Here is a 20,148-nt window from a genome sequence, read left to right on the forward strand (position 1 = left end):
CTGGAGATTTTCCTATGTCATCTTCCGCCCCGAACGCTGTCCTCTCGGTCAGCGGTATCGGCAAGACCTATGCCCAACCGGTTCTGTCCGACATCACTCTGACGCTCAATCGCGGGGAAGTGCTGGCGCTGACCGGTGAGAACGGCGCAGGTAAAAGCACGTTGTCGAAAATCATCGGCGGGCTGGTCACGCCGACCGCCGGGCACATGCAGTTCAATGGCCAGGATTACCGTCCGGGCAGCCGCACCCAGGCCGAAGGGCTGGGCGTGCGCATGGTCATGCAGGAACTCAACCTGTTGCCAACCCTGACCGTGGCCGAAAACCTGTTCCTGGATAACCTGCCCAGTCACGGCGGCTGGATCAGCCGCAAGCAACTGCGTAAAGCTGCGATCGAGGCCATGGCCCAGGTCGGCCTGGATGCGATCGACCCGGACACCCTGGTTGGCAGCCTGGGCATCGGCCACCAACAAATGGTCGAAATCGCCCGTAACCTGATCGGCGACTGCCATGTACTGATCCTTGACGAACCCACGGCCATGCTGACGGCCCGGGAAGTCGAGATGCTGTTTGAACAAATCACCCGCCTGCAAGCCCGGGGCGTGGCGATCATTTATATTTCACATCGGCTCGAAGAGCTGGCCCGTGTCGCCCAACGCATTGCAGTATTGCGTGATGGCAAGCTGGTCTGCGTCGAGCCGATGGCCAATTACAACAGCGAGCAACTGGTCACCTTGATGGTCGGTCGCGAACTGGGCGAGCAGATTGACCTGGGCCCGCGCACTATCGGCGCCCCAGCTTTGACGGTGACGGGGCTGACCCGTTCGGACAAGGTTCGCGACGTTTCCTTTGAAGTGCGTGCCGGTGAAATCTACGGCATCTCCGGCCTGATCGGCGCCGGCCGTACTGAGTTGTTGCGCCTGATCTTCGGTGCCGACATTGCCGACAGCGGTACCGTGGCCCTCGGCTCGCCGGCCAAGGTAGTGAGTATTCGGTCGCCCGTGGACGCGGTAGGCCATGGCATTGCCCTGATCACCGAAGACCGCAAGGGCGAAGGTTTGCTGCTGACTCAATCGATCAGCGCCAACATTGCCTTGGGTAACATGCCGAAAATTTCCGGTGGCGGCGTGGTGAACAGTCGCGACGAAACGGCCTTGGCCAAGCGCCAGGTCGATGCCATGCGTATTCGCAGTTCCAGCCCGGCCCAACTGGTTTCCGAGCTTTCGGGCGGTAACCAGCAAAAAGTCGTGATTGGTCGCTGGCTGGAACGTGACTGCGCGGTGATGTTGTTCGATGAACCGACCCGAGGCATCGACGTGGGTGCCAAGTTCGATATTTATGCCTTGCTCGGCGAACTGACTCGCCAGGGCAAAGCGCTGGTGGTGGTGTCCAGTGACCTGCGCGAGCTGATGCTGATCTGTGATCGCATCGGCGTATTGTCCGCCGGGCGTCTGATCGAGACCTTCGAGCGCGACAGCTGGACCCAGGACGAATTGCTCGCCGCCGCGTTTGCCGGCTATCAAAAACGTGATGCGCTGCTCAACGACGCAGTGCTTAGGGAAACCCCATGAAAACCACACATTCCCCCGGTAAAGCGGGTGGCAACTTCTACGGCCTGGGTACCTATCTGGGGCTGGCCGGTGCCTTGCTGGCGATGATTGCGCTGTTTTCGGTGCTGAGCGATCACTTCCTGTCCTACGACACCTTCAGCACGCTGGCCAACCAGATCCCTGACCTGATGGTGCTGGCAGTCGGCATGACCTTTGTCTTGATCATTGGCGGCATCGACCTGTCGGTGGGCTCGGTGCTGGCCCTGGCGGCGTCGGCGGTCAGCGTGGCCATTCTCGGTTGGGGCTGGAGCGTGTTGCCGGCCGCCTTGCTCGGAATGGGTTGCGCGGCATTGGCCGGTACCGTCACCGGGTCGATCACCGTGGCCTGGCGCATTCCGTCGTTTATCGTGTCCCTGGGCGTGCTCGAAATGGCACGTGGCGTGGCCTACCAGATGACCGGCTCGCGTACGGCCTACATCGGTGACTCGTTTGCCTGGCTGTCCAACCCGGTGGCCTTCGGTATTTCGCCGTCCTTTATCATTGCCTTGCTGGTGATCATCGCTGCGCAGCTTGTATTGACGCGTACCGTGTTTGGCCGTTACCTGATCGGTATCGGCACCAACGAAGAAGCTGTGCGCCTGGCCGGGATCAACCCAAAGCCCTACAAAATCCTGGTATTCAGCCTGATGGGCCTGCTGGCCGGTGTGGCGGCACTGTTTCAGATTTCACGCCTGGAAGCGGCGGACCCGAATGCCGGCTCCGGCCTGGAATTGCAGGTGATCGCGGCTGTGGTCATCGGCGGCACCAGCCTGATGGGCGGGCGCGGCTCGGTTATCAGTACTTTCTTTGGTGTATTGATCATTTCGGTACTGGCCGCCGGCCTTGCGCAAATTGGCGCCACGGAGCCCACCAAACGCATTATCACCGGTGCCGTGATCGTGATTGCGGTGGTTCTGGATACCTACCGCAGCCAGCGCGCCAGCCGGCGGGGCTAAGCCATGGCAACGATCAAGGATGTGGCAGCGCTTGCGGGTATTTCCTACACCACCGTCTCCCATGTGGTGAACAAGACGCGCCCGGTCAGCGAGCCTGTGCGGATCAAGGTCGAAGCGGCTATCAAGCAGTTGGACTATGTGCCGAGCGCAGTAGCGCGCTCGCTCAAGGCCAAGACCACTGCGACCATCGGCCTGCTGGTGCCCAACAGCCTCAACCCGTACTTTGCGGAATTGGCTCGCGGCATCGAGGATTACTGTGAACGCAATGGCTACTGCGTGATCCTGTGCAACTCTGACGACAACGCTGAAAAGCAGCGCAGTTACCTGCGCGTGTTGCTGGAAAAGCGCATCGACGGCTTGATTGTGACTTCCGTGGGCGGCGACGACAGCGGCCTCGCCGCAGGCTTGAGTGCCGTGCGCACGCCCATGGTGATTGTAGACCGGGCGCTGGATGGGATTGATGTGGACCTGGTGCGTATCGACCACGAGGAGGGCGCTTACCTGGCGACCCGGCATTTGCTTGAGCTGGGCCATCGGGATATCGCCTGCATAGGCGGCCCTGCTCATACCCGCGTGGCGCAAATGCGTCTGGCGGGCTATCACCGCGCGCTGCGTGAAGCGGGTGTGGAGGTGAGGCCCGACCGTACCCGCGAAAGCGACTTCACCAGCACGGGCGGTTATGCCGCAGCGGTGCAGCTGCTGGCGGACAACCCGCCCAGCGCGATTTTCGCCAGCAACGACATGATTGGTTTCGGCGTATTGCGCGCTGCTGCAGAACGCAATATCCGCGTGCCGGGCGAGCTGTCGGTGATCGGTTTTGATGACATTCAAATGGGCCGCTACGTGTACCCCGCGTTGACCACGGTCGGGCAATCGATCGTGCAGTTGGGCGAGACGGCGGCCGAGCTTTTATTGCAAAGAATTGCGACACCCCAACTGCCGATCGATCAGCGCATCGTGACGCCGAGCATCGTATTGCGTGAGTCCACGGCGCCGTTTGCCGGTGTGTTCGCCCAATACCGCTGAACCGAATTGATGAGTACTGATGTATGCCAGCAAAAGTAGTGGTAATAGGCAGCTTGAACATGGACCTGGTCACCCGCGCCAGCCGGTTGCCGCGTGCCGGTGAAACCCTGATTGGCCAGACGTTCTCCACCGTTCCTGGCGGTAAGGGGGCTAACCAGGCGGTGGCGTCGGCGCGTCTGGGCGCTGATGTGGCGATGATCGGGTGCGTCGGCACCGATGCCTACGGCACCCAATTGCGTGATGCCCTGTTGGTGGAAGGCATTGATTGTCAGGCCGTCAGCACCGTGGAAGGCTCCAGCGGTGTGGCGCTGATCGTTGTCGATGACAGCAGCCAGAACGCAATTGTGATCGTAGCCGGCAGCAATGGTGAGCTGACGCCTGCTTCGTTGCAGGCGGCTGACGTAGTGTTGCAGGCTGCCGACGTGATTGTCTGCCAGCTGGAAGTGCCGATGGACACTGTCGGTCATGCGCTCAAGCGCGGCCGTGAGCTGGGCAAGACGGTGATCCTGAACCCGGCGCCTGCCAGCGGACCGTTGCCGGCCGAATGGTACGCCTCGGTCGATTACCTGATTCCCAACGAAAGTGAAGCCACCGCCTTGAGCGGTATAACGGTCGACTCCCTCGACAGTGCCAAGCTCGCTGCAACTCGGTTGATCAAGGCCGGAGCAGGCAAGGTCATCATCACTCTGGGTTCGCAAGGCGCTTTATTCGCCGATGGCCAAAGCTTTGAGCACCTGGCCGCGCCAAAGGTCAAGGCGGTGGACACCACGGCTGCCGGTGACACCTTTGTCGGCGGTTTCGCCGCCGCACTGGCTGATGGCAAAAGCGAAGCCGAGGCCATCCGGTTCGGCCAGGTCGCAGCGGCATTATCGGTGACCCGTGCCGGTGCACAACCCTCTATTCCTACGCTGCACGACGTTCAAGGTTTTGTGCCCTCATGAAAAAGACACCTCTGCTCAATATCGCCCTTTCGCGCGTGATTGCGTCCTTGGGGCACGGCGACATCCTGGTCATTGGTGATGCCGGCCTGCCGGTGCCGCCGGGCGTCGAATTGATCGATCTGGCGCTGACCCAGGGCATTCCGGATTTCATCAGCACCTTGCGCATTGTGCTCAGCGAGATGCAGGTGGAAAGCCACGTGCTGGCGGAAGAAATCCTGCTCAAGCAGCCGCCGGCGCTGACAGACCTCAACACTTTGACTGAGCAGGCGGCTTTAGGTGAACGCCGGCTGGTCAGCCATGAGGAGTTCAAGCAATTGAGCCGCAGGGCTCGTGCCGTCGTTCGCACAGGCGAATGCCAGCCCTACTGCAATATCGCGCTGGTCTCCGGCGTTACGTTCTAGCGATTCCCTACGACAAGGAGTGTTTCATGCAACGTGGTCTTCCAACCTTGAAAAACCTGTTTCGGAGTGTCCTGCTTTTGTCCGCACTCACTGCAGCCAGCGCCCACTCGGCGGAAAAAATCGACCTGATCATCGACACCGATCCGGGTGCCGATGATGTGGTCGCCTTGCTCTTCGCCATGGCGTCCCCTGAAGAACTGAGCATCCGTGCGCTGACCACCGTCGCCGGTAACGTGCGCCTGGACAAAACCTCCCGCAACGCGCGCCTGGCCCGTGAGTGGGCAGGGCGCGAGGACATCCCGGTGTACGCAGGGGCTCCCGCGCCGCTGCTGCGCAAGCCGATCTACGCCGAGAACATTCATGGCAAGGAAGGCATCTCGGGCGTGACGGTGCATGAGCCGAAAAAAGGCCTGGCCGAAGGCAATGCGGTTGATTACCTGATCAAGACTCTGAGCACCGCCAAGCCGCACAGCATCACCATTGCCATGCTCGGCCCGCAAACCAATCTGGCACTGGCACTGACCCAGGCCCCGGAAATCACCCAAGGCATCAAGGAAGTGGTGGTGATGGGTGGCGCGCACTTCAACGGCGGCAACATCACGCCGGTGGCGGAATTCAACCTGTTTGCCGACCCGGTGGCGGCGGAGATTGTGCTTAAAAGCGGCGTGAAGCTAACTTACCTGCCGCTGGACGTGACCCATAAGGTCCTGACCAGCGAGGCTCGCCTGAAGAAGATCGCGGATCTGAACAACAATGCGAGCAAGGTCGTCAGCAGTATTCTCAACGAATACGTCAAAGGTGATATGGAGCACTACGGTATTCCGGGTGGCCCAGTACACGACGCCACAGTGGTTGCCTATTTGCTCAAACCCGAGCTGTTCACCGGCCGCGACGTCAACGTTGTGGTAGACAGCCGCGAAGGCCCGACCTTCGGGCAGACCATCGTCGACTGGTACGATGGCCTGAAACAGCCGAAGAATGCGTTCTGGGTTGAGAACGGCAACGCCCAGGGCTTTTTCGATCTGCTGACCGAACGCCTCGCGCGCTTGAAATAACGTGTGTGCCGGTCGGTGCTCGCCGACCGGTTCTTATTCGCGCTCGGGGTTATGAGCCCCCATGTGATCCGCCGGGTATTTCTCGAAAATCTGGCCGATGAACGCTTGCGCAGCCTGGGTCCCCAGTTCCTTGACCAGCAGGTCGATACCAATGATTGCCAGCTCCTCCGGGCTTCCGGGGCTGTAGGAGCTTTGTCCTTGGGGCCACTTGGCTTTGATGTCGGCTTGCAGGGTTACAGTGGTCATGGGTGTCTCGCGAGCTGGAAGTACGGGGCAATGCGCTAAAACGCGGTTTTCACCCCGGCAGTTAACCATTTTGCGCGGTGTTTGGCACTGCGACTTAGGCATGAAGGGAGTGCTGTGCGACACTGTGCCCCTGTCCAATTGCCGGGAAACACCGCGTGCAGATCGATTTGAACAACCCCGAAAACCTGACGCTGGCCGCCGTGCGCCAATTGATCGCCAGCGCCAGCGACGATGAGCATACCCAGCTGAGAGTGACCAAGGAGGGCATCGCCTATATCTCTTCCGGCAGCGTCGTGGGGGGTGTAGAGATCGAAGGGCTGCTGTTTCGCCTTGAAACCTGGGCCAAGGGCTCCGGTTATGTCGGTAACGTGGCCGCGAGCGACGAAGTATGGGTCACGCAGATTTTCAATGCCTTGCAGCAGAACTGGCCGAAACCTGCGTTCGACTACATCGATATCTATTGAGCACGTTCATATCTGGTCACGATTGACTGGACGAACGCCGCTTGAGAGTCAGGCAGACTTGCCCTGTGCGGTTTACGTCTTGAAACCAATCCGACATATAGCTGTCGCACGATCTCTGTCCATTTTTATCATAGGAGGCTTCATGCCTTGGAAGCTCGCATCATTCGGTACTTTGTTGGCAGCACTCGCGTTGGCGGGTTGCAGCACCCCGGGTGCCTCTGTGCCAGCTAAAGACGCCGCCGTGACCGAAGCAGGCAGTGGTCGCTGTGAGTCAAAGGCTGCCGAGTTCGCAGTCGGTCAAACCGCCTCTCCCCAGTTGCTGGAGCAGGCACGTGCTCGTTCCGGTGCGCAGAATGCACGCATTCTCAAACCCAATGACATGGTCACCCTTGAATACCGCTCCGATCGCTTGAACCTGAACACCGATGACAAGCTGGTAATCACGCGGGTCAACTGCGGCTGAAACACCACAGCTTTTGCAGCACCCATAAAAAACCCCGTCACATGGACGGGGTTTTTTTAGCTCAGCGGAGAATTACTCGCCGCGAACCTGTGCAGCTTGCATACCCTTTTGGCCTTTCTCAGCCACGAAGGAAACGGTTTGGCCTTCTTTCAGGCTTTTGAAACCGTCGCTTTCGATAGCTTTGAAGTGTACGAACAGGTCGTCACCGCCACCTTGAGGAGTGATGAAGCCGAAGCCTTTTTCATCGTTGAACCATTTAACGGTGCCGGTTTGGCGATTAGACATGGTGTATCTCCAAGAAACATATATTTTCAGTAGTGCTGTGCTGCTCAGGCCAACTGGGCACACCGGGCTATCATAGTCGAAATGTTCGGCTTGGGAGCCCCCCCAAGGCATTGTTTGCTAATCAATAGCGTTGCGTTTAATGCCTTGATCGGCTGTAAGCCCCGATCTACGGGGCTTTGGCACAAAATATCGACTGTTAAAAAAAGCCGTAAAAGCTGCGTAATTTGTGAGAAATGGCAGTTTTCAGGCCGTTTTTCCAGCCAAATGCTTGCCTGAACCTTGGTCAATCTTACTTTTTCTTCACGACTTTGCAGGACGAAATAGCCGCGACTGCTTTGTTTTTAAGCTCCTGGCTGGCGTTCTGGTTGGTCATGAGTTCTTTGATTTCGGCAGTGCTCAACTCGGCGTTGATTTTGTCTGCGCCACATTCGCAATGATCTTTGGCGGTTTTGGCATCTACGCTCTGTTGGGCGGCGCCGCTGCAGTCTTTAACAAAGCTGTCGCGGGCACCGGCTGGCCAGTTCGACGGGGCTGCTGCCTGAGCACCGAAAGACAGGAAGGCCAGGGAAGCGGCGAGGGCGAGTGTCGAGGTAAAACGCATCATGTGGATGCTCCTTTGGGTCGAGGACGAACGGCGATTCTCAGTGGGTTTGAGGCTTGGCGTACAGCCCAAGTTCACTTTTGCGGCAATAAAGGCTGGAATTTGTATTTCGTAAGGCAGTGCCGGCACGATGACCGTTCATCTGTGCTAGCATCGTTCGCCTGGCTATTTCCCGGTGTGCCATGTGCCGCCTTGCCAGGTTCTTTTCAGTTCACTCCAGTCACTCTGGTTCGATTATCGGTTGGCCGAAAGGCTCCTGCCGCTGTAAGGCAGGCGTTCATCACTGAACGGCCTGGTATTGGATCTTGTACTGGCTCATCCCAACCCACGTGACCTTTGGTAGGGGTCACCACTAGGAGAGGAGGCGCCATGCCAACTATTACTCTTCCCGACGGCAGTCAACGTTCATTCGATCATTCGGTTTCCGTAGCCGAGGTCGCCGCATCCATCGGTGCAGGCCTGGCCAAAGCCACCGTGGCCGGCAAGGTCGACGGCAAGCTGGTGGACGCCAGCGACCTGATCACCGCTGATGCCAGCCTGCAAATCATCACGCCCAAGGATCAAGAGGGGCTGGAGATCATTCGCCACTCTTGTGCGCACTTGATTGGCCACGCGGTCAAGCAGCTGTATCCAACCGCGAAAATGGTCATCGGTCCGGTCATCGATGAAGGCTTCTATTACGATATCGCCTATGAGCGTCCTTTCACGCCGGACGACTTGGCCGCTATCGAGCAGCGCATGCACGCGCTGATCGAAAAAGATTACGACGTGATCAAGAAGGTCACGCCGCGTGCCGAAGTGATCGACGTGTTCACCGCCCGTGGCGAAGACTACAAGTTGCGTCTGGTGGAAGACATGCCGGACGAACAGGCCATGGGCCTGTATTACCACGAAGAATATGTCGACATGTGCCGTGGCCCGCACGTGCCAAACACGCGCTTCCTCAAGTCGTTCAAGCTGACCAAGCTGTCCGGTGCCTACTGGCGCGGCGACGCAAAGAACGAGCAACTGCAGCGGATCTACGGCACGGCCTGGGCTGACAAAAAGCAGTTGGCGGCCTATATCCAGCGCATTGAAGAAGCCGAAAAACGCGACCACCGCAAGATCGGCAAGCGCCTGAACCTGTTCCACCTCCAGGAAGAAGCGCCGGGCATGGTGTTCTGGCACCCGAATGGCTGGACTCTGTACCAGGTGCTTGAGCAATACATGCGCAAGGTTCAGCGCGACAACGGTTACCTGGAGATCAAGACTCCGCAAGTCGTTGACCGCAGCCTGTGGGAGAAATCCGGGCACTGGGCCAACTACGCCGACAACATGTTCACCACCCAGTCGGAAAACCGCGACTACGCCATCAAGCCGATGAACTGCCCATGCCACGTGCAGGTGTTCAATCAGGGCCTGAAGAGCTACCGCGAGTTGCCGCTGCGCCTGGCCGAGTTTGGTGCCTGCCACCGTAACGAGCCGTCGGGTGCGCTGCACGGCATCATGCGCGTGCGTGGTTTCACACAAGACGACGCCCACATCTTCTGCACTGAAGAGCAAATGCAGGCCGAGTCTGCGGCGTTCATCAAGCTGACCATGGACGTGTATCGCGATTTCGGCTTTACCGAAGTCGAAATGAAGCTGTCCACTCGTCCGGAAAAACGCGTTGGCTCCGACGAGCTGTGGGATCGCGCTGAATCCGCACTGGCCGCTGCGCTCGACAGTGCGGGCCTCTCGTACGATCTGCAGCCGGGGGAGGGCGCATTCTACGGTCCGAAGATCGAGTTCTCGCTGAAAGATTGCCTTGGTCGCGTCTGGCAGTGTGGTACCCTGCAGCTCGATTTTAACCTGCCGATCCGTCTGGGCGCCGAATACGTCTCCGAAGACAACAGCCGTAAGCACCCGGTTATGCTGCACCGGGCGATCCTCGGTTCGTTCGAACGGTTCGTCGGTATCCTGATCGAGCACTACGAGGGTGCATTCCCTGCGTGGCTGGCTCCGACCCAGGCAGTGATCATGAATATCACTGATAAACAGGCAGATTTTGCCGCTGAAGTTGAAAAAACTCTCAATGAAAGCGGGTTTCGTGCCAAGTCCGACTTGAGAAATGAAAAGATCGGCTTTAAAATCCGCGAGCATACTTTGCTCAAGGTTCCCTATCTTTTGGTTATCGGAGATCGGGAAGTCGAGATGCAGACTGTCGCTGTGCGTACTCGTGAAGGTGCTGACCTGGGCTCGATGCCCGTCGCCCAGTTCGCCGAGTTCCTCGCTCAAGCGGTTTCCCGGCGTGGTCGCCCAGATTCGGAGTAATTATTATTAAGCGTGAAATGAGACAAGATAAACGAGCTGCACCGAAAGCCCCGATCAACGAGAATATCTCGGCACGCGAGGTTCGGTTAATTGGCGCTGACGGCGAGCAGATTGGCATCGTCTCGATTGATGAAGCGCTTCGTATTGCTGAAGAGTCCAAACTGGACCTGGTGGAAATCTCCGCCGATGCAATCCCACCTGTTTGTCGGGTGATGGACTACGGCAAATCGATCTTTGAAAAGAAGAAACAGGTTGCCGCAGCGAAGAAGAACCAGAAGCAGATTCAAGTAAAAGAAATCAAGTTTCGTCCAGGGACGGAGGAAGGGGATTACCAGGTAAAACTGCGCAACCTGGTACGTTTCCTGAGTGATGGGGACAGGGCCAAGGTATCCTTGCGATTCCGCGGCCGTGAGATGGCCCACCAGGAGCTGGGGATGGAACTCCTCAAGCGGGTTGAAGCTGACCTGCTGGAGTACGGTTCCGTCGAGCAGCATCCTAAGATGGAAGGACGCCAGCTGATCATGGTCATCGCCCCGAAAAAGAAGAAGTAATCAACAGGGCACGGCAGGCCTTCTGATTATGTTTATCAACTGAATGCGGAGTATCCGAACATGCCAAAGATGAAGACTAAAAGTGGTGCTGCTAAGCGGTTTCTGAAAACTGCTAACGGTATCAAGCACAAGCACGCTTTCAAGAGCCACATCCTGACCAAAATGTCGACCAAGCGTAAGCGTCAACTGCGCGGTAGCAGCTTGCTGCATCCGTCTGACGTGGCAAAAGTCGAGCGCATGCTGCGCCTTCGTTAATTTTTGGATCAAGATAGAGGAAATAACTCATGGCTCGTGTAAAGCGTGGCGTCATTGCCCGTAAACGTCACAAAAAAATTCTGAAACTCGCTAAAGGCTACTACGGCGCGCGTTCACGCGTATTCCGTGTTGCCAAGCAAGCGGTAATCAAGGCAGGCCAATACGCCTACCGTGACCGTCGTCAGAAAAAACGTCAGTTCCGCGCTCTGTGGATCGCTCGTATCAACGCCGGTGCACGTGTTAACGGTCTGTCCTACAGCCGTTTCATCGCTGGCCTGAAAAAAGCGTCCATCGAAATCGACCGTAAGGTCCTGGCTGAACTGGCCGTGAACGAAAAAGCGGTGTTTGCTGCGATTGTCGAGAAAGCTAAAGCCACCTTGGCTTAAGTACCCCCGACAGTCATCTTGAGCTGCTGCAGCCCAAGGTGGTAAACGTCTTAAATAGGGGAAGAGCCTTCAAGCTCTTCCCCTATTTTGTATCTGGAGTCTGTACATGGAAAACCTGGACGCGCTCGTCGCTCAAGCTCTTGAGGCTGTGCAAAGCGCTGAAGATATCAATGCCCTGGAGCAAATCCGGGTTCACTACCTTGGCAAAAAGGGTGAATTGACTCAGGTGATGAAGACCCTGGGGAATTTGCCGGCTGAAGAGCGTCCGCAAGTCGGTGCGCTGATCAACGTCGCCAAGGAGCGTGTTACAGAGGTTCTCAATGCGCGCAAGGCGTCGCTCGAGGAGGCTGATCTTGCGGCCAAGCTCGCCGCCGAGTCCATTGACGTGACCCTGCCTGGCCGTGGCCAGACCTCGGGCGGCCTGCATCCGATTACCCGGACTCTGGAACGCATCGAGCAGTTCTTCACCCACATTGGCTACGGCATCGCCGAAGGCCCCGAGGTCGAAGACGATTATCACAACTTCGAGGCGCTCAACATCCCAGGCCATCACCCGGCCCGGTCGATGCATGACACCTTCTATTTCAATGCCAACATGCTGCTGCGCACCCATACCTCGCCGGTACAGGTCCGCACCATGGAAGCGAACAAGCCGCCGATCCGCATCGTCTGCCCTGGCCGTGTGTACCGTAGCGACTCGGATATCACCCACTCGCCGATGTTCCACCAGGTTGAAGGCCTGCTGGTTGACCGCGACATCAATTTCGCCGACCTCAAAGGCACCATCGAAGAATTCCTGCGGGTGTTCTTCGAGAAGGAACTGGCGGTGCGTTTTCGCCCATCGTTCTTCCCGTTCACTGAGCCATCCGCTGAAGTCGACATGGAGTGCGTGATGTGCAGCGGCAAAGGCTGCCGCGTCTGCAAGCAGACCGGCTGGCTGGAAGTGATGGGCTGCGGCATGGTTCACCCGAACGTGCTGCGCATGTCCGGGATCGACCCGGAAGAGTTCTCGGGCTTTGCCTTCGGCATGGGCGTTGAGCGTCTGGCCATGCTGCGTTACGGCGTGAACGACTTGCGTCTGTTCTTCGACAACGACTTGCGGTTCCTCGCGCAATTTCGCTAGTCGTAACGAATCTTTAGGAGAGCAGGATGAAATTCAGTGAACAATGGCTGCGCGGCTGGGTAAGCCCGCAGGTAGATCGCGACGAGCTGGTTGCCCGTCTGTCGATGGCCGGTCTTGAGGTCGATAGCGTTACGCCGGCCGCCGGTGTTTTCAGTGGCGTGGTGGTGGGCGAGGTGCTGAGCACCGAACAGCACCCCGATGCCGACAAATTGCGTGTGTGCCAAGTCAGCAATGGCGCGGAGACTTTTCAGGTCGTGTGCGGAGCGCCTAACGTGCGCCCGGGCTTGAAGATCCCGTTCGCGATGATCGGTGCCGAACTGCCGGGCGACTTCAAGATCAAGAAGGCCAAGCTGCGTGGCGTTGAGTCCAACGGCATGCTGTGTTCCCAGTCGGAGCTGCAGGTCGGCGAAGGCAATGATGGCCTGATGGAGCTGCCGGCCGACGCGCCAGTAGGCCAGGACATCCGCGTATACCTGGAACTGGAAGACGCCAGCATCGAGGTCGACCTGACCCCGAACCGTGGTGATTGCCTGTCCTTGGCTGGCTTGGCCCGTGAAGTTGGTGCGCTGTACAACGCCCCGGTCACCCGCCCGGTCGTTGACGCTGTGCCTGCGGTACACGACGAAGTACGCCCGATCGAAGTGCTGGCGCCCAACGCCTGCCCACGTTACCTCGGCCGTGTGATCCGTAACGTCGACCTGTCCAGGCCAACCCCGCTGTGGATGGTCGAGCGCCTGCGCCGCGCCGACGTGCGCAGCATCGACGCTGCCGTCGACATCACCAACTACGTGATGCTGGAGCTGGGCCAACCGCTGCACGCATTCGATCTCGCCGAAATCAACGGCGGCATCCGCGTGCGCATGGCTGAAGAAGGTGAGAAGCTGGTTCTGCTCGATGGTCAGGAAGTCAGCTTGCGGGCCGACACCCTGGTGATCGCTGACCACTCCCGCGCCCTGGCGATTGCCGGCGTGATGGGTGGCGAGCACAGCGGTGTTTCGGACACGACTCGCGATGTATTCCTTGAAAGTGCCTTCTTCGACCAGATCGCCATCGCTGGCAAGGCCCGTTCCTATGGCCTGCACACCGATGCGTCGCACCGCTACGAGCGTGGCGTGGACTGGCAGCTCGCCCGTGAAGCCATGGAGCGCGCCACTGGCCTGTTGCTGGAGATCACCGGTGGCGAAGCTGGCCCGATCACTGAAACCGTCAACGAGCAGTTCTTGCCGTCCGTTGCGCCGATCACCTTGCGCGCCAAGAGCGTCGAGCAAATGCTCGGCCTGGTAATTGCGCCGGCTGAAATCGAGCAACTGCTGTCGGCCCTCGGCCTGAGCATTACCGCTGGTGGGGAAGGGCAGTGGCACGTTGAAGTGCCAAGCCACCGCTTCGATATCAGCCTGGAAGTTGACCTGATCGAAGAACTGGCCCGCCTGTACGGCTACAACCGCCTGCCGGTTCGTTATCCGCAAGCGCGCTTGGCGCCACAACCCAAAGCCGAGGCGCGTGCACACCTGCCGGAGCTGCGTCGCTTGCTGGTTGCCCGTGGTTACCAGGAAGCCGTGACCTACAGCTTCATTGATCCGAAGCAGTTCGAACTGTTCAACCCGGGCGTTGAGCCGCTGTTGTTGGCCAACCCGATCTCCAACGACATGGCCGCCATGCGTTCGTCTCTCTGGCCAGGTCTGGTGAAAGCACTTTCCCACAACCTGAACCGTCAGCAAGACCGCGTGCGCATGTTTGAAAGCGGCCTGCGTTTTGTGGGGCAGCTGGAAGGCTTGAAGCAAGAGCCGATGCTCGCGGGCGTAGTCTGCGGTAGCCGCTTGCCGGAAGGCTGGGCGCAGGGCCGTGACACGGTGGACTTCTTCGACGTTAAGGCTGACGTGGAAGCGGTACTGGGCTTTGCCGGTGCACTGGGCGACTTCAAGTTTGTCCCGGGCAGCCATCCTGCCTTGCACCCTGGCCAGACTGCACGCATCGAGCGCGAAGGTCGCTTGGTGGGTTTCGTCGGCGCCATTCACCCAGAGCTGTCGAAAACCCTGGGTCTGGACCGTCCAGTCTTCGTTTTTGAGCTGGTCCTGGCTGAAGTGGCGTCGGGCAAAATGCCTAAATTCAGTGAGTTGTCGCGCTTCCCTGAAGTGCGCCGCGACCTGGCCCTGATCGCCGACCGTGAAGTCGCCGCCACTGCCGTTCTGGATGTAATCCGTGAAAATGCAGGGGAATGGCTGACAGACCTCAGGCTATTTGACGTTTATCAGGGTAAAGGCATTGATCCGCATAGAAAAAGCCTTGCAGTTGGCTTGACCTGGCAGCATCCATCGCGCACTCTTAATGACGATGAGGTGAATACCACGACGCAAAATATCCTCACCTCGCTCGAACAAAGGTTGAACGCCACGTTAAGGAAGTGACGTATGGGGGCTTTGACGAAAGCTGAGATGGCGGAACGTCTGTACGAAGAGCTGGGTCTGAACAAGCGTGAGGCCAAGGAATTGGTCGAGTTGTTCTTTGAAGAAATTCGGCACGCTCTGGAAGACAACGAGCAGGTCAAATTGTCCGGTTTCGGCAATTTTGACCTTCGGGACAAACGCCAGCGGCCTGGCCGCAATCCAAAAACGGGAGAAGAAATCCCGATCACGGCTCGCCGTGTGGTCACCTTTCGTCCAGGGCAGAAGTTGAAGGCCCGAGTTGAGGCTTATGCTGGAACCAAGTCATAACGACGAACTACCCGTCATCCCGGGCAAACGCTACTTCACCATTGGTGAAGTCAGCGAGCTCTGTGCGGTAAAACCGCACGTGCTGCGCTATTGGGAGCAGGAGTTTCCTCAACTCAACCCCGTCAAACGTACCGGGAACCGTCGGTATTATCAGCGCCAGGATGTGCTGATGATCCGGCAGATCCGTGCGTTGCTGTACGATCAGGGGTTCACCATCAGCGGCGCGCGCCAGCGCATGTCCGGTGATGAAGCCAAAGACGACACCACCCAATACAAACAACTGATCCGCCAGATGATCTCCGAGCTCGAAGATGTGCTGGTGGTTTTGAAGAAGTGATTCAAGCTTTTAAAATACTTCCACATTTCAAAAGCTTGCGGTATATTCCGGTTCGCTTCGTCAAGAAGCGAACCCAGTAACACGCCTAGTCGGGGCGTAGCGCAGTCCGGTAGCGCACTAGCATGGGGTGCTAGGGGTCGAGTGTTCGAATCACTCCGTCCCGACCATATCTTCGATAAAACCCAGTCTGAAAAGGCTGGGTTTTTTCATGCCCGTACAAAACAACTAATCCGCGAAAAACACCAACGCTCGCAACTCAATACTCCGACGAGCCGGTGCATCCGTTGGCGTGGTGGGGTCGTCAAACGCTGTATGCGCACTCAGCCTGGCCACGTCGCGGCGTGAATCGTAAATCTTCAGCAACAAGGCCTCATCCGGGCGTAACTGTGGGTAGTAATACCAACGGTGCGCCGGGTTGGCCTTGACTGAAAACGTTTCGCCGACCTTGTCGCGGTAGACCAGGTCGCTGGCTAACAAGTCGCTGTCTGCCATGCTGCGCGCGTCGCACAGGGCGAGCGGCGTGCTGAAGACCGGCGCGCCAATGGGTCGCCAGACGTTGATGATCGCAAACCGCCCCGATAATCGTTGCTCTGCCTCGTCAGCCGGCAGGTGGTCGCGCACTCGGCGGATGGCCGAACGCTCTGTCTGGTCGTTGTGCACGTAGCGCACGGGTTCGCGCAGGCCGCGCGCTTCGCGGCCGGGGTCGTCAACGCGGATCGTGTGATCGAATATCACCACCTTCACGGCTCCGGTTTGCTGTTTGAGCAATGCTTCGGTTTCCGGGTAGTAGTGTTGGCGGACTTGGGCGTCGTCTTCCAGGTTCGTCACGTTACTGGCGTGATCAACCTTCTCGAAACCCTGGCGATTGATACTTGCGGGCTCGTCGAGCAGCCGCGCGTTGTGGACGGTCACCTCGGTCGGGTCCAGTACGCCGCTGCGCTGGGCCGCGCCTTCTGGTGCGGGGTAGGTGTAGTTCACCGGGCGCTCGCCGGTGTCCTGCAGGTAATTGAGCACACCGCGTACCGAACGGGGTGTCAGTTGAGCTTGATGGGTTCTCATGAGCCACCTCCAAAAGTCAGAACGGTTCCTTGAACGGCCGCAGGTCTAGCTCCTGGGTCCAGGCGCTGCGCGGTTGGGTGTGCAAATACCAGTAGGCGTCGGCGATGTCGTCGAGTTTCAAGGCGCCGTCTTCGCCCAGCCGCTCAAGATAATCGGCGGCCCGGCTGCGGACTTTTTCACCGTCGATGGAGCCGTCGATGACCACATGGGCCACATGCACGTTCTGCGGCCCAAACTCCCGGGCAAATGACTGGCTCAGCGAGCGCAAGCCGGCTTTCCCGGCGGCAAACGCAGCATAGGGTGGCTTGCCGCGCAGCGACGCAGTGGCTCCGGTGAACAGCAGGCTTCCGCCGCCATTGGCCAGCAGCGAACGGGTCGCCTCGCGGGCAAACAAAAAACCGCCCAGGGTCGAGGCTCGCCAGGTTTGCTCGAACAGTTCCGCGCTCAGTTGCAGGGTTGGCGCTGAAACCGCATTGCCGACGTTGAAAATCGCCGCCTTGAGCGTGCCGAGCTGGTTCACCTGAGCGACAGCCGCGACGACCTCAGCCTCGACGCCCGAGTCGGCGGCAATCGCATTTGCCCGGCCCCCGGAGGCCTCGATATCGGCGACCACCGCCTGCAGTTTGTCCAGGCTCCTGCCACTGACCGCCACGCGATAACCCTCGCGGGCAAACCTTCGCGCCAAGGCTGCGCCCAATCCCGCGACGGCACCGACACCGGCAATCCACACCACTGACTCAGACATTTGCCACTGCTCCAATGAAGTACGTGGTTAACAATCTACCCATCGCATCGCGCGAGGAATAAGAACATCGACAGCTAAGGTTATGCTCCCGGCTTTGATCGAAAAGATTGGCGAAAGCCTGTCCCCTTTTTTCACCTCGCCTGTCATTCCAGGCAAGTGAACAAATCGAGAGCTTCCTCCAATGCCCGCAGTCCCACCTTTGCGCTTGCGCCCGTTACTCAACTTGAGCCTGTTGTTGAGCCTCAGCACCAGCCCGTTATTCGTGGCCGTCAGCTATGCCGAAGACACGTCCACCCGCCGCAGTTATCAGGTACCGGCCGGTAGCCTGAGCGCAGCCTTGACCCGGTTTGCGGGGTTGGCCGGCGTCAACCTGTCAGTCGACCCCGCGCTCGTGAGCGGCCGCAGCAGCGGTGGTTTGTCCGGCGAGTACGGCGTGGAGGAGGGGTTCGCGCATTTGCTGCAGGGCTCCGGCCTGCAATTGCAGCCACTGGGCGAGCAGGCTTACAGGTTGTTGCCGGTGCCAGAGGGCGGCAGCTTGCAGCTGGCGCCGACGTCTATTCTTGGCACCACCGGCCTGGCCGACGGCGATGCCTACGCCGGCGGACAAGTGGCACGGCGTGGCTCCCAGGGCCTGCTGGGTTCACGGGATTTCATGGAGACCCCGTTCAGCATGACCACCTACACCGCGCAGGCGGTGAAGAACCAGCAGGCGCGCACCCTCGGCGATTTGGTCGCCAGCGACCCGTCGGTACGCGCCACCAACCCGGCCGGTGGGCGCTATGAGCAGTTCACCATTCGCGGCTTCAGCCTGTTCAACAGTGATGTGGCCTACAACGGCCTGTACGGTGTTTTACCGACCTACACCATCGACATGGAAATGGCCGACCGCGTTGATATCCTCAAAGGCCCGAGCCAATTGATCAACGGCATCTCGCCGCGCGGCAGCGTGGGCGGCGGCATCAACGTGGTGCCCAAGCGCGCCACCGACAAGGACATCACCTCATTGACGGGCACTTGGGCATCCGGCAGCCAGGCGGGTGGCGCGGTGGATGTGGGGCGGCGTTTTGGCGAAGACAACAAATTTGGCCTGCGCTTCAACGGCGTCAAGCAGTCCGGCGATACCGAATGGGACCACCAGAGCGTCGACCGTGAAATGGCGGTAATAGGCCTGGATTTTCGTGGCGAGCGCCTGCGCCTCTCCACCGATATCGGCCACACCGAGCGTGACACCGATGCCCCGCAGGAGCGTGTGCAGGTCGGCGCCAATGCCAGGGTGCCGAGCTCCAATGATGTGCGCCGCAACTATGCGCAGCCGTGGAGCAACGCCAGCACCCGAGACACCTTCGGCACCCTCAACGGTGAGTTCGACTTCAATGACAGCGTGATGCTGTATGGCGGCGTCGGCGCGCGCAAGAGCAACCACGACTTCCTGCGTCATGCGGTGGCCGTCACTAATAACGCCGGGGATTTCAGCGTGCAGCCCCGGGATTTCACCCGTGACGAAAACGTGCGTACCGCCACGGCGGGCGTGCGCAGCTGGTTTCACACCGGGCCGGTCAGCCATGAGGTCAACTTGGCGGCCAGCTATTTCTACATGGATTTCGAAAACGGCGGCGCCCGTTATGCAGCCGCGCCGAGCAACCTTTACAACCCGGTGCAAACCCCGACGCCCTCCCGGCCGACGCGCTTTGATTCCAGGGTCTACACCGAAAACCGTTTCAGTGGCGTGGCGCTGTCCGACACCCTGGGCTTCTTTGACGACCGCCTGCTGCTCACCCTCGGCGCGCGCTGGCAGCGCGTGAAGGTGGATGACTGGACCGACGACGTCAAAGGCGACACTGCCTATGACGAAGAAAAAATATCGCCCTCGGGCGGCATTTTGTTCAAGGCCACCGACACACTGTCGCTGTACGCCAACTACATGGAAGGCTTGAGCCAGGGCAAGATCGCGCCGTCCACGTCGGTCAACGAAGATGAGATCTTCCCGCCCTTCATCAGCCGCCAGGTCGAGGTCGGTGCCAAATACGATGCAGGTGCTTTCGCCGTGACCGCTGCGGTGTTCCGCATCAAACAGCCGGCCTATGAGACCAACGCCACCACCCGCGTGTTCGGCCCCAACGGCAAGCGCCAGAACGATGGCGTGGAGTTGAGCGTGTTCGGTGAACCGCTGAAGGGCGTTCGGCTGCTCGGCGGGGTGATGGTCATCGACAGCGAGCTGACCCATACCACCAACGGCACCTTCGACGGCAACCGTGCGCCGGCCACACCCAAATACAACGTTAACCTGGGGGCCGAATGGGATGTGCCGACAGTGGAGGGGCTGACCCTGACCAGCCGGGGCATCTATTCCAGCTCGCAGTACCTCGACCAGTCCAACGTCAAGCAAATCGACGCCTGGAACCGTATCGACGTGGGCGCGCGTTATGCCTTCAAGGTGGATGAAAAAAACATCACCTTGCGCGCGAATGTGGAGAACGTCGCCGATAAACGCTACTGGAGCTCGGCCGGGGCGTCGGATGACAGCGAGCCAGGCTTGACGCTATCGACGCCGCGCACTTACCTGCTCTCGGCCACGGTTGATTTCTAATCGTTGATCCTGATGTGTGCGGGCTGGTGTGGGAGCTGGCTTGCCTGCGATAGCATCACCGGCGTGCATCTGAAACAC

General features: G+C 59.1%; 22 protein-coding genes and 1 tRNA gene. 18 read left to right on the forward strand and 5 right to left on the reverse strand.

From position 1 onward, the window contains the following. Window positions 1-14 precede the first annotated feature (14 nt). The 6 genes from AB4P94_RS17050 to AB4P94_RS17075 are packed head-to-tail and all read left to right on the forward strand — an operon-like array spanning window position 15 to window position 5,965. Window positions 15-1,568 carry a sugar ABC transporter ATP-binding protein gene (locus AB4P94_RS17050; protein ID WP_395606552.1) on the forward strand — a complete coding sequence of 518 codons (1,554 nt, stop codon included), beginning with the start codon at window positions 15-17 and terminating at the stop codon, window positions 1,566-1,568. After that, complete coding sequence (locus AB4P94_RS17055) at window positions 1,565-2,542, forward strand: ABC transporter permease (RefSeq protein ID WP_395606553.1); 978 nt, start codon at window positions 1,565-1,567, stop codon at window positions 2,540-2,542. The genes AB4P94_RS17050 and AB4P94_RS17055 overlap by 4 nt, the downstream gene beginning before the upstream one ends. A 3-nt stretch (window positions 2,543-2,545) precedes the next feature. Then, window positions 2,546-3,568 (forward strand): LacI family DNA-binding transcriptional regulator, encoded by a 1,023-nt coding sequence (locus AB4P94_RS17060; RefSeq protein ID WP_395606554.1) that lies wholly within the window; start codon window positions 2,546-2,548, stop codon window positions 3,566-3,568. A 23-nt stretch (window positions 3,569-3,591) separates the two neighbouring features. After that, window positions 3,592-4,509, forward strand: coding sequence for a ribokinase (rbsK, locus tag AB4P94_RS17065; protein ID WP_395606555.1), 918 nt, complete (start codon window positions 3,592-3,594; stop codon window positions 4,507-4,509). Beyond that, entirely contained in the window at window positions 4,506-4,910 is a 405-nt protein-coding gene (gene rbsD, locus AB4P94_RS17070; protein ID WP_395606556.1) for a D-ribose pyranase, read from the forward strand. The genes rbsK and rbsD overlap by 4 nt, the downstream gene beginning before the upstream one ends. Before the next feature lie 26 nt (window positions 4,911-4,936). After that, window positions 4,937-5,965, forward strand: a complete 1,029-nt coding sequence (locus AB4P94_RS17075; protein ID WP_395606557.1) for a nucleoside hydrolase — start codon at window positions 4,937-4,939, stop codon at window positions 5,963-5,965. Window positions 5,966-5,998: 33 nt separating this feature from the next. Here AB4P94_RS17075 and AB4P94_RS17080 read toward each other — a convergent pair whose 3' ends face one another. Continuing rightward, window positions 5,999-6,211: a hypothetical protein gene (locus tag AB4P94_RS17080; protein WP_015884938.1), complete on the reverse strand. Its 213-nt coding sequence runs from the start codon at window positions 6,209-6,211 to the stop codon at window positions 5,999-6,001. 155 nt (window positions 6,212-6,366) lie between these two features. On the opposite strand from AB4P94_RS17080, the gene AB4P94_RS17085 reads away from it, so the two are divergent. Next, complete coding sequence (locus AB4P94_RS17085) at window positions 6,367-6,675, forward strand: hypothetical protein (protein WP_395606558.1); 309 nt, start codon at window positions 6,367-6,369, stop codon at window positions 6,673-6,675. Between the two features lie 142 nt (window positions 6,676-6,817). After that, window positions 6,818-7,138, forward strand: a complete 321-nt coding sequence (locus AB4P94_RS17090) for an I78 family peptidase inhibitor (protein WP_395606559.1) — start codon at window positions 6,818-6,820, stop codon at window positions 7,136-7,138. Between the two features lie 72 nt (window positions 7,139-7,210). Here the strand turns inward: AB4P94_RS17090 and AB4P94_RS17095 are convergent, their stop codons facing one another. Next, window positions 7,211-7,423 carry a cold-shock protein gene (locus AB4P94_RS17095; RefSeq protein WP_003234260.1) on the reverse strand — a complete coding sequence of 71 codons (213 nt, stop codon included), beginning with the start codon at window positions 7,421-7,423 and terminating at the stop codon, window positions 7,211-7,213. A 289-nt stretch (window positions 7,424-7,712) separates the two neighbouring features. Further along, entirely contained in the window at window positions 7,713-8,027 is a 315-nt protein-coding gene (locus AB4P94_RS17100; protein WP_395611349.1) for a hypothetical protein, read from the reverse strand. A gap of 366 nt (window positions 8,028-8,393) precedes the next feature. On the opposite strand from AB4P94_RS17100, the gene thrS reads away from it, so the two are divergent. From thrS to AB4P94_RS17145, 9 genes are all read left to right on the forward strand, one after another. Continuing rightward, on the forward strand, window positions 8,394-10,316 hold the full coding sequence (gene thrS, locus AB4P94_RS17105; protein ID WP_395606560.1) for a threonine--tRNA ligase: 1,923 nt from the start codon (window positions 8,394-8,396) through the stop codon (window positions 10,314-10,316). Next, window positions 10,316-10,867 carry a translation initiation factor IF-3 gene (infC, locus tag AB4P94_RS17110; RefSeq protein WP_015884933.1) on the forward strand — a complete coding sequence of 184 codons (552 nt, stop codon included), beginning with the start codon at window positions 10,316-10,318 and terminating at the stop codon, window positions 10,865-10,867. The genes thrS and infC overlap by 1 nt, the downstream gene beginning before the upstream one ends. Before the next feature lie 60 nt (window positions 10,868-10,927). After that, window positions 10,928-11,122, forward strand: coding sequence for a 50S ribosomal protein L35 (gene rpmI, locus AB4P94_RS17115; RefSeq protein WP_002553160.1), 195 nt, complete (start codon window positions 10,928-10,930; stop codon window positions 11,120-11,122). Window positions 11,123-11,151: 29 nt separating this feature from the next. Continuing rightward, window positions 11,152-11,508 carry a 50S ribosomal protein L20 gene (gene rplT, locus AB4P94_RS17120; RefSeq protein WP_003174975.1) on the forward strand — a complete coding sequence of 119 codons (357 nt, stop codon included), beginning with the start codon at window positions 11,152-11,154 and terminating at the stop codon, window positions 11,506-11,508. 106 nt (window positions 11,509-11,614) lie between these two features. Continuing rightward, window positions 11,615-12,631 (forward strand): phenylalanine--tRNA ligase subunit alpha, encoded by a 1,017-nt coding sequence (gene pheS / locus AB4P94_RS17125; RefSeq protein ID WP_065874065.1) that lies wholly within the window; start codon window positions 11,615-11,617, stop codon window positions 12,629-12,631. Between the two features lie 26 nt (window positions 12,632-12,657). Further along, a complete protein-coding gene (gene pheT / locus AB4P94_RS17130) occupies window positions 12,658-15,036 on the forward strand; it encodes a phenylalanine--tRNA ligase subunit beta (protein ID WP_395606561.1) in 2,379 nt (792 codons plus the stop codon). Window positions 15,037-15,039: 3 nt separating this feature from the next. Continuing rightward, the gene (ihfA, locus tag AB4P94_RS17135) at window positions 15,040-15,342 is read left to right on the forward strand and encodes an integration host factor subunit alpha (protein ID WP_002553164.1); all 303 of its coding nucleotides are present in this window, start codon (window positions 15,040-15,042) and stop codon (window positions 15,340-15,342) included. Next, window positions 15,323-15,679: a MerR family transcriptional regulator gene (locus tag AB4P94_RS17140; RefSeq protein WP_003174972.1), complete on the forward strand. Its 357-nt coding sequence runs from the start codon at window positions 15,323-15,325 to the stop codon at window positions 15,677-15,679. The genes ihfA and AB4P94_RS17140 overlap by 20 nt, the downstream gene beginning before the upstream one ends. A 90-nt stretch (window positions 15,680-15,769) precedes the next feature. After that, window positions 15,770-15,846, forward strand: a tRNA-Pro gene (locus AB4P94_RS17145). Window positions 15,847-15,904: 58 nt separating this feature from the next. On the opposite strand, the gene AB4P94_RS17150 is transcribed toward AB4P94_RS17145, so the two are convergent. Together AB4P94_RS17150 and AB4P94_RS17155 are read right to left on the reverse strand one after the other, a co-directional pair. Then, window positions 15,905-16,738 carry a CmcJ/NvfI family oxidoreductase gene (locus AB4P94_RS17150; protein WP_395606562.1) on the reverse strand — a complete coding sequence of 278 codons (834 nt, stop codon included), beginning with the start codon at window positions 16,736-16,738 and terminating at the stop codon, window positions 15,905-15,907. Window positions 16,739-16,754: 16 nt separating this feature from the next. Further along, window positions 16,755-17,483, reverse strand: a complete 729-nt coding sequence (locus AB4P94_RS17155) for an SDR family NAD(P)-dependent oxidoreductase (RefSeq protein ID WP_395606563.1) — start codon at window positions 17,481-17,483, stop codon at window positions 16,755-16,757. Window positions 17,484-17,664: 181 nt separating this feature from the next. Here AB4P94_RS17155 and AB4P94_RS17160 point away from each other — a divergent pair, with 181 nt between their 5' ends. Next, a complete protein-coding gene (locus AB4P94_RS17160; RefSeq protein WP_395606564.1) occupies window positions 17,665-20,070 on the forward strand; it encodes a TonB-dependent siderophore receptor in 2,406 nt (801 codons plus the stop codon). Window positions 20,071-20,148 lie beyond the last annotated feature (78 nt).

The sequence above is a fragment of the Pseudomonas sp. B22129 genome, assembly GCF_044218875.1.
Lineage (GTDB): Bacteria > Pseudomonadota > Gammaproteobacteria > Pseudomonadales > Pseudomonadaceae > Aquipseudomonas.

Bases quoted from the DNA above. Each gene is read 5' to 3' on its own strand.
- rpmI (WP_002553160.1), top strand. From the start codon at position 10,928: ATGCCAAAGATGAAGACTAAAAGTGGTGCTGCTAAGCGGTTTCTGAAA.
- AB4P94_RS17150 (WP_395606562.1), bottom strand. From the start codon at position 16,738: ATGAGAACCCATCAAGCTCAACTGACACCCCGTTCGGTACGCGGTGTG.
- ihfA (WP_002553164.1), top strand. From the start codon at position 15,040: ATGGGGGCTTTGACGAAAGCTGAGATGGCGGAACGTCTGTACGAAGAG.
- rbsK (WP_395606555.1), top strand. From the start codon at position 3,592: ATGCCAGCAAAAGTAGTGGTAATAGGCAGCTTGAACATGGACCTGGTC.
- AB4P94_RS17060 (WP_395606554.1), top strand. From the start codon at position 2,546: ATGGCAACGATCAAGGATGTGGCAGCGCTTGCGGGTATTTCCTACACC.
- thrS (WP_395606560.1), top strand. From the start codon at position 8,394: ATGCCAACTATTACTCTTCCCGACGGCAGTCAACGTTCATTCGATCAT.
- AB4P94_RS17090 (WP_395606559.1), top strand. From the start codon at position 6,818: ATGCCTTGGAAGCTCGCATCATTCGGTACTTTGTTGGCAGCACTCGCG.
- AB4P94_RS17095 (WP_003234260.1), bottom strand. From the start codon at position 7,423: ATGTCTAATCGCCAAACCGGCACCGTTAAATGGTTCAACGATGAAAAA.
- AB4P94_RS17055 (WP_395606553.1), top strand. From the start codon at position 1,565: ATGAAAACCACACATTCCCCCGGTAAAGCGGGTGGCAACTTCTACGGC.
- AB4P94_RS17080 (WP_015884938.1), bottom strand. From the start codon at position 6,211: ATGACCACTGTAACCCTGCAAGCCGACATCAAAGCCAAGTGGCCCCAA.
- AB4P94_RS17100 (WP_395611349.1), bottom strand. From the start codon at position 8,027: ATGATGCGTTTTACCTCGACACTCGCCCTCGCCGCTTCCCTGGCCTTC.
- rplT (WP_003174975.1), top strand. From the start codon at position 11,152: ATGGCTCGTGTAAAGCGTGGCGTCATTGCCCGTAAACGTCACAAAAAA.
- pheT (WP_395606561.1), top strand. From the start codon at position 12,658: ATGAAATTCAGTGAACAATGGCTGCGCGGCTGGGTAAGCCCGCAGGTA.
- pheS (WP_065874065.1), top strand. From the start codon at position 11,615: ATGGAAAACCTGGACGCGCTCGTCGCTCAAGCTCTTGAGGCTGTGCAA.
- AB4P94_RS17155 (WP_395606563.1), bottom strand. From the start codon at position 17,483: ATGTCTGAGTCAGTGGTGTGGATTGCCGGTGTCGGTGCCGTCGCGGGA.
- AB4P94_RS17140 (WP_003174972.1), top strand. From the start codon at position 15,323: ATGCTGGAACCAAGTCATAACGACGAACTACCCGTCATCCCGGGCAAA.
- rbsD (WP_395606556.1), top strand. From the start codon at position 4,506: ATGAAAAAGACACCTCTGCTCAATATCGCCCTTTCGCGCGTGATTGCG.
- AB4P94_RS17075 (WP_395606557.1), top strand. From the start codon at position 4,937: ATGCAACGTGGTCTTCCAACCTTGAAAAACCTGTTTCGGAGTGTCCTG.
- AB4P94_RS17160 (WP_395606564.1), top strand. From the start codon at position 17,665: ATGCCCGCAGTCCCACCTTTGCGCTTGCGCCCGTTACTCAACTTGAGC.
- AB4P94_RS17050 (WP_395606552.1), top strand. From the start codon at position 15: ATGTCATCTTCCGCCCCGAACGCTGTCCTCTCGGTCAGCGGTATCGGC.